The sequence below is a fragment of the Rubellimicrobium rubrum genome (assembly GCF_006152115.1).
GTDB classification, from domain to species: Bacteria; Pseudomonadota; Alphaproteobacteria; order Rhodobacterales; family Rhodobacteraceae; genus Rubellimicrobium; species Rubellimicrobium rubrum.
The window spans coordinates 1-6,482 of the sequence record NZ_VDFU01000064.1; the positions used below are offsets into that span (position 1 = coordinate 1).

Annotated in this window: 7 protein-coding genes and 1 pseudogene; 5 read left to right on the forward strand and 3 right to left on the reverse strand. The window is 68.1% G+C overall.

Annotation, left to right across the window (positions count from 1 at the left end; translation table 11 throughout):
• Positions 1-207: 207 nt before the first annotated feature.
• Positions 208-828, forward strand: a complete 621-nt coding sequence (locus FHG66_RS20915) for a hypothetical protein (protein ID WP_139079087.1) — start codon at positions 208-210, stop codon at positions 826-828.
• Between the two features lie 27 nt (positions 829-855).
• Here FHG66_RS20915 and FHG66_RS21795 read toward each other — a convergent pair whose 3' ends face one another.
• On the reverse strand, positions 856-996 hold the full coding sequence (locus FHG66_RS21795) for a hypothetical protein (RefSeq protein WP_176556388.1): 141 nt from the start codon (positions 994-996) through the stop codon (positions 856-858).
• A gap of 932 nt (positions 997-1,928) precedes the next feature.
• Positions 1,929-2,822, reverse strand: a complete 894-nt coding sequence (locus tag FHG66_RS20920; RefSeq protein ID WP_139079088.1) for an SDR family oxidoreductase — start codon at positions 2,820-2,822, stop codon at positions 1,929-1,931.
• Between the two features lie 123 nt (positions 2,823-2,945).
• Here FHG66_RS20920 and FHG66_RS20925 point away from each other — a divergent pair, with 123 nt between their 5' ends.
• Positions 2,946-3,818, forward strand: coding sequence for a helix-turn-helix transcriptional regulator (locus FHG66_RS20925; RefSeq protein ID WP_218013940.1), 873 nt, complete (start codon positions 2,946-2,948; stop codon positions 3,816-3,818).
• A 137-nt stretch (positions 3,819-3,955) separates the two neighbouring features.
• Here the strand turns inward: FHG66_RS20925 and FHG66_RS20930 are convergent, their stop codons facing one another.
• Complete coding sequence (locus FHG66_RS20930) at positions 3,956-4,336, reverse strand: winged helix-turn-helix transcriptional regulator (protein WP_139079089.1); 381 nt, start codon at positions 4,334-4,336, stop codon at positions 3,956-3,958.
• Positions 4,337-4,437: 101 nt separating this feature from the next.
• On the opposite strand from FHG66_RS20930, the gene FHG66_RS20935 reads away from it, so the two are divergent.
• The 3 genes and pseudogenes from FHG66_RS20935 to FHG66_RS22525 form a co-directional block, all read left to right on the forward strand.
• Positions 4,438-5,550, forward strand: a complete 1,113-nt coding sequence (locus FHG66_RS20935; RefSeq protein ID WP_139079090.1) for an NADH:flavin oxidoreductase — start codon at positions 4,438-4,440, stop codon at positions 5,548-5,550.
• Between the two features lie 212 nt (positions 5,551-5,762).
• Positions 5,763-6,071 carry an ArsR/SmtB family transcription factor gene (locus FHG66_RS20940; RefSeq protein WP_139079091.1) on the forward strand — a complete coding sequence of 103 codons (309 nt, stop codon included), beginning with the start codon at positions 5,763-5,765 and terminating at the stop codon, positions 6,069-6,071.
• 64 nt (positions 6,072-6,135) lie between these two features.
• Positions 6,136-6,482: pseudogene (locus FHG66_RS22525) on the forward strand (transposase); the annotation flags it as partial.

The window sequence follows — 6,482 nt, forward strand, 5'->3', positions numbered from 1 at the left end:
GCAGGCCTCCGGCCTCCGGCGTGAACCAGGACAAATGGCGCGGCTCGCAGACGATGGCGCCGTCAGTGCGCCGGCCAGCACTGGCGTGCATCCGCCGGACCCGGCCGACCATAACACCAGTTGTCTCTTGGGTGACAATACTGGACGAGTTGGCCGACAATGACTGGGTGAGGGGTCGTTATGGCTGGGGCGAACAACGGAGGCAGTGTGTCAGCCGCGGAGTTGCTCCTCACTCGGGCCGAGGCGAAACTGGACAAGATGGGCGCGCGACTGGACGCAGCCGAGCAGTCCTTGCAGACAGGCCGGACAGTCATCCTGTTCCTCGGAGGTCTTGCGACTCTGGGTGGTCTTTACCTGACCTATCTGGGCGTCCTCACCGCCGCGCAGGGAGACGCGATCTTCAACGTCCGGCAGGAGGTCTTCGCCACTCAGGAGGTGGTCCAAGCAACAACAACGAACATCGAGACCCTCCAGCGCGCGGAAGCGGCGTTTGCGGGTGTCCGTTTCGGTACCTTCCATGGGTCGAGCAACGAAGGACCGTCCACCGGCACAACCCCTTTCCCTGATCCCGTTGTTGTTCGCTTCGATCCTCCCTTCCCGGACGGTTTCGAAGTCATGGTCGAACTGAGGGACGTGCGCTTCACGGTCGGCGCTTCGGGCGCGGAAACGGGCATCAATGCGGGCACTGATGCCATAGAGATCATTGACGAAACCCCAGGGTCGTTCACAGCCCGAGTGCAAGCCGAGAGCGCCCTGGGTCAGGTCTTCGATCCCGATAGAGTCGAATTCTCCTGGATTGCGTTTGGACAGCCCCCGGCCGCGCCATAGACCGTCAGTCCTCAGTTCTGACCGGCTCTAGCTCGACGCGGTCTCGACGCCGGTGGATGTGGCCGTGGCGGCGTTCCTGTTGCCATCGTCCATCTGAAGCACCGCAACCAGGAACGTCCCGATCACGCTAGCCAGGAGCCCAATCTTCACCGCGTCGATCAAGTCCATCGAATGCCTCACTCCTGATGCTGGGACGAGGCCACATGGAGCAAGAGCGATGCGGCGCCAGTGAGGCGGCGAGCCGGCCACGGAATGTTGAAGCTCTGGGTCGGCGCTGCAGGACAGCGTGCGGTGGTGATCGACGGAGCGCGCGGCAGGGTGGGGCCGGGGGCTGAGTGATGCGTTCCCGCCGGGGTGCTGAAAACGCTGGTCTGTCCTGGTCGCGGTGAGTAGGAACAACTCTTCGCCAGCCCAGCAACACCATCGTCTGCCGGCCGTCCTTGCCTGTACGCGCGCTGCGGCTCCCCGGGCGCCTGATGCAGGCTCCCCTGTGCCCGACGATGTCAGCCACGCCCGCGAGCAGCACAGGGCCGAGCAGGAGGCGTATCGGGCGAGCCTGCCTTTGGACGAGTTCGCCTTGCTCGAAATCGATCGCCTCGGCAGGCTCCTCGCGAGCCTTGGCGGCGCTCCGAGTCGCTCCGACGGCTGGACTGGTTGCGGCAATCGAGGCGGCTATCCCGAAGGACGCGGCCCAGGGCGAGCGCTACCCCGTGGCCCAGATGGCCATGCTCGACGGCGAACGGCGAAGCGCGTGAGCCGTTTGGGACGACCTTCCCGCTGGCGGCTGAGGCCGTGGGCAAGCGCCCCATCGAGCAGCCGACGTGCCAAGGTACTTGGGCCCACTCGCTCGACGCTCTCAGACATCTGCCGTCTGCCCGGGTGCGCCCATGGACCTGCATGGTGCCGCACCCGGGATGCCAAGCTCGGCGCAGCAAAAGGGGTTGTGGACACCCTCCCGTGCCAAGCCCCGGAGGGCGAGCTTGGGGGTCACGAGCGCAATCCGCTGGCGGCACATTCGCGTGATCCGGCTTCGGGAGGCACGTCGCCTCTCGGGCTGCTCTCGATGCCCCGCGTCGGGCACACGCCCGCGGGCGCCCGCCTCAGCCGTTGAAGTAGCCCGCCTCCCTCATGTCCGCGAGGAGGCCTGGACCGTTCGGCTCCCAGCCCAGGCGGTCCCGGGTGCCCGCGGAGGACGCGGGCGCGTCCATGCTGGCGAAGTGCGCGAACCAGCCGAAGTGCGCCTGCGCTTCATCCGGCGACAGCGATGCGACAGGTAGGCCGAGACCCTGCCCGATGGCCTCCGCGATGGCGCGAAAAGGGATGGCTTCCTCGCCTGCGGCCTGGAACGGCCCTGCCTCAAGGCCATGCTCCAGGGCAAGGCGGTAGACGCGGGCCGCGTCGCGGCGATGGACGGCCGACCAGCGGTTCCCTCCGTCACCCACGTAGGCCGAGGCTCCCTTCTCGCGCGCGATCTCGATCAGGAGCGGCACGAAGCCGTGGTCGCCCTTGTCGTGAACCGAGGGGGCGAGGCGCACGGCTGAGGCGCGCAGGCCCCGGGCGGCGAGCCTCCGGGCCGTCTGCTCGGAGGCCCGGGGGTAGGCGGGGCTGGGGGTCGGAGGCTCGTCCTCCTCGGACGAGGGGCGTCCCGGCGCAACGCCGGCCAGCCCGGCCGTCACCAGAAGCTGACGGTCCGTGCCCTGAAGCGCTGCGCCGAGTACCTCGATGGCCTGCCGGTCCTCCTCGCAGCTGGCCGCAAAGCGCGAGAAGTCGTGGTTGAAGGCGGTGTGGATCACGGCGTCGACCTCGGCCGCGCCAGCGCGGAGCGTCGCGTGATCGGTGATGTCGCCCCGGCAGATGTCGGCGCCTTGGGCTGCCAAGCGGGCAGCGGCATCATCGGATCGGGCGAGGCCCAGGACCGCATGGCCCGCCGCGACGAGGTCCTCCACGACGGCGGACCCGACAAAGCCGGTGGCTCCGGTGACGAAGATGCGCATGGGATAGTCTCCTCTGGTGATCGCGCCCTTCCTCTGTCACGATTGCTCTCGGGGTAAAGATCGTGAGTTTATACGGGTATGATGACTAACAGGCTATCGCTGCCCCACACAGAAAGGACGACGGTGACTGTCGCCAATGGGGCGTCGCTTGGCGCCTATCTGCGTGACCGCCGCGAACGTCTGGATCCGGCGTCGCTAGGTCTGGCGGTAGGGCGGCGGCGAACGCCGGGGCTGCGGCGCGAGGAGGTAGCGCAGCGGGCCGGCCTCAGCGCCACATGGTACACTTGGCTCGAACAGGAGCGGGGTGGCGCTCCGTCCGCCGCCGCCCTGGACCGCCTCGCCCGGGCTCTGCTCTTGACCGAGGCCGAGCGCGAGCACCTGTTCCTTCTGGGCCTCGGCCGGTCAGCCGAAGTTCACGAGCGTCCGGCCGAGGGCGTGAGCCCGCGCCTCCAGCGCGTGGTGGACGCCCTCCCCGCAAGCCCGGCGCTGGTCAAGACGGCCGCCTGGGACGTCGTCGCCTGGAACAGGGCCGCGGCCGCCATCCTAACAGACTACGGCGCTCTACCGCCCAAAGAGCGCAACGTTTTGCGCATGATGTTCCTCGATCCGGTCGTGCGCTCCCGTCAAGTGGGATGGGAGGAGGTGGCCCGCTTCGTGGTGGCGGTGTTCCGCGCCGATGTCGCGCGCGTGGGCGCGACAGCCCGGGTCCAGCCGTTGGTGGACGAGCTCTGCGCCCGTAGCCCAGACTTTGCGAGGATCTGGGGGGAGCACGACGTGCGAGGTCATGGCGACGGGCTCAAGCTGCTGAGTCATCCCAGACTGGGCCTGCTCGAGATGGAGTTCTCGGCCTTTGCGGTGGACGGCCGCCCGGACCTCGGGCTTGTGGTCTACAACCCTGTCCGGCCCGAGGACGAGGAGCGGATCCGGGCGCTCGTGGCGGAGCAAAAGGTGGCGCTCAGATTCGAGGCCGGTCGGGCGGAAACAGTCTCGACCTGAATGCCGTCGCCGACTGCAGGATCGGCAAACAGGCCGACGCGCTCGCGAGCATGCCCGGTTGCTGTCGCGCGTCAGCCTTTACCTCGCTGCTGAGGCTGGGTCTTGGGCGGTCCGGCACGCCTCGGCTACGCTCTTGCTTATAACGCCAGCGTGCCCGCCCCGGTCCCGCCGTCAAAGGCATTCCGGGCCCGCTCGACCTTAGGCAGGTTCTCCGCCGTCCAAGCGTAAAGCGCCCGGAACGGGACTTGCAGGCTGCGCCCGAGCGGGGTGATCGCGTACTCTACCCCGACGGGCGAGGTGGGGATCACCCGCCGCGCGATCAGGCCGTTGCGCTCGAGCTTGCGCAGGCACTGGGTCAATGCCTTCTGCGTCACTCCCTCAAGGCGGCGCTTGATGGCGTTGAATCGCTGCGGGCCGTCGTCGAGCACCGCGAGCACCATCATCGACCACTTGTCGGCGATCTGATCGAAGAGCACCCGGCTCGGGCAGTCGGCCGCAAACTGCGGGCAAGGGGACATCGCGGTTTCCTCCAGTATACCTAGGCGACTCCAGGTGCCTCATTGACACTAGGTATACAGCATATACCTCAGGACTCCCGATCGCAAACCGGAGCCTTGCCGTGACCACTCCCTCCACCGATGCCCTGTTCCGTCCGTTCCGCCTGCGGGGGCTCGATCTGCCCAACCGGATCGTCATGGCGCCGATGACCCGTTCCAAGGCCCCCGAGGGCATCCCTGGCCCGGCGAATGCCGCCTACTACCGCCGCCGTGCCGAGGGCGGTGTGGGCTTGATCCTGTCCGAGGGCACGGTGATCGACCGGCCGTCGTCCCGCAACGATCCCGGCATCCCGTTCTTCCACGGTGAGGTAGCCTTGGCGGGATGGAAGAGCGTGATCGATGCCGTCCATGCCGCGGGCGGCCGGATGGGGCCGCAGATCTGGCACACCGGCTCCACCTTCTCGGGTTGGGAGCCGCCGGAGCCGGTCGAGAGCCCCTCGGGCCTGCTTGCACCCGATAAGCCGCGCGGCCAGACAATGACCGACGCGGACATCGCAGATACCATCGACGCTTTCGCCCGCGCGGCGGCCGATGCGCGACGGCTGGGCTTCGACGTGGTCGAGATCCACGGGGCACACGGCTACCTCATCGATGAGTTCTTCTGGGCGGGCACCAACCTGCGCACCGACCGCTGGGGCGGAGCGAGCTTGCCCGAGCGGTCGCGCTTCGCGGTCGAGGTCGTCCGCGCCGTCCGCGCCGCGGCGGGGCCGGACCTGCCTGTCATCCTGCGCCTCAGCCAGTGGAAGCAGCAGGACTACACCGCCCGTCTTGCTACCACGCCGCAGGAGATGGAGGCCTGGCTCGTGCCGCTGGTCGAGGCCGGGGCGGACGTGCTCCACTGCTCGCAGCGCCGCTTCTGGGAGCCTGAGTTTCCCGAGGTGGACGGAACTGACGGCCTGAACTTCGCGGGCTGGGCCAAGAAGCTTTCCGGCGCGGCGACGATCAGCGTGGGCTCGGTGGGGCTCACGGGCGAGTTCATCGCCGCCTTTGGCGGCGAGAGTTCCAAGCCCGCGAGCCTCGACAGGCTGGTCCGGCGACTCGAGCGCGAGGAGTTCGACCTCGTGGCCGTAGGCCGCGCGCTGCTGGCTGACCCCGCCTGGGTGCGCAAGGTCCGCGAGGGCGCCACCAACGAGTTGCGCGACTTCTCTCCTGCCGCGCTGGCCGAGCTGGCCTGAGGCCCGCTGCGGTGTGACATGCGCTCCGCCGTCCCCTCGTCGGCGGAGCGACTCAGGTAGCCAGACGCGGTCCAAGGCTGGTCGAGGGTCACCTGCTGGTGGATGGACCAAGTCTCGTGGGCGTCTACTGCGTCAGTTCCTTTGCTGGCGCCGACGACCGCCTCCCGCTTAACATGCAGCAAAATACCTGCATATTGGATCTCGTGACGGAGATGCCGAACGACGACGCGGTCTTCAAGGCGCTGGGCGACCGGAGCCGCCGGACGCTCTTGGACCTCCTGCACGAGGAGAACGGCCAAACGCTGGGCCAGCTCTGCGCGCGCCTCGACATGACGCGCCAGTCGGTGACCCAGCACCTCGGGCTCTTGGAAGACGCCAACCTGATCAGCACGGTCCGGCGGGGCCGCGAGAAGCTGCACTTCATCAACCCTGTGCCGCTGCATGAGATTTACACCCGCTGGGTGCGCAAGTTCGAGACCGAGCGCCTCGATGCCTCGCGCGACCTCCGGTCCTGGTCCTGACCCGGAAACCTGGTCCGGTCTGATGGCCGTTCTTCGGGCCCTCTGAACTCTGAGGAGGAGTGCCATGACGCGGAAGCGCACCAGTGACGAGCAGATCGCCTTTGCCCTGGGGGCCAAGCGGAGTCCGGGACGGCGGTGGACGAGATCTGCCGCAAGCTGGGGATCTCGGAGCCGACCTGTCTCCCGCTGGAAGAAGCAGGTCGCCGGGATGGGGGTGCCCGGAGATCCGGCGGCTGAAGCATCGTGAGGACGAGAACGGCAAGCTCAAGACGCTGGTCGCCGACCTGACGCTCGACCGGGCCATGTTGCGAGGCATGTTCTGCACTGAGCGTGGCAAGGGCTGCCGTCCGGCGCGAGGTCGCGGGCCATCTCAGGACGGCCTTCGGCTCGAGCCGAACGGCGGGCCTGCCG

What these genes read in the sequence shown, in the direction of transcription:
- FHG66_RS21795 (WP_176556388.1), bottom strand. Translation starts at nt 996, where the DNA reads ATGGACTTGATCGACGCGGTGAAGATTGGGCTCCTGGCTAGCGTGATC.
- FHG66_RS20920 (WP_139079088.1), bottom strand. Translation starts at nt 2,822, where the DNA reads ATGCGCATCTTCGTCACCGGAGCCACCGGCTTTGTCGGGTCCGCCGTC.
- FHG66_RS20930 (WP_139079089.1), bottom strand. Translation starts at nt 4,336, where the DNA reads ATGTCCCCTTGCCCGCAGTTTGCGGCCGACTGCCCGAGCCGGGTGCTC.
- FHG66_RS20940 (WP_139079091.1), top strand. Translation starts at nt 5,763, where the DNA reads ATGCCGAACGACGACGCGGTCTTCAAGGCGCTGGGCGACCGGAGCCGC.